At 46.2% G+C, this 437-nt stretch carries 1 protein-coding gene; it reads left to right on the top strand.

What is annotated here, in order from left to right; genetic code table 11:
- Positions 1–437 (top strand): Ig-like domain-containing protein (locus ACG94X_RS16805; RefSeq protein WP_419384801.1); only part of this gene is annotated, 437 nt, incomplete at both ends.

Here is a 437-nt window from a genome sequence, read left to right as displayed (position 1 = left end):
TCCAATCAAAGTGATTGTGGATACAACTGCGCCAACTAAACCAACTGCACCAACAGACTTTGTAGATAATCAAGGTACTGATCAAGGTACATTCCCAAGTGGTACACAAACAGATGACACCACACCAGGAATTGTCATTGGTCCAGTGGCACCAGGTGAAACGCCGAAGTTGATTGTCGATGGTGTAGAAGTTCCATCAACGTATGATCCAACGACAGGTACATTGACGCCAGTTAATCCATTAACTGAAGGTCCACACGACATTACTTATACGATCACAGATCCAGCGGGTAATACCAGTGTTCCAAGTGATCCGATTCAAGTGATTGTGGATACAACAGCGCCGAGCTTGGACATCAATCCAATCGAAGCAGACAGCAGCACACCAATCAGCGGTACATCGGATGAAATCGGTGCTGTAGTGACGGTGACCTATC

The sequence above is a fragment of the Acinetobacter psychrotolerans genome (assembly GCF_048552595.1).
In the GTDB taxonomy this organism is placed as follows: Bacteria; Pseudomonadota; Gammaproteobacteria; order Pseudomonadales; family Moraxellaceae; genus Acinetobacter.
This window is presented reverse-complemented; position numbering and strand designations above follow the sequence as displayed.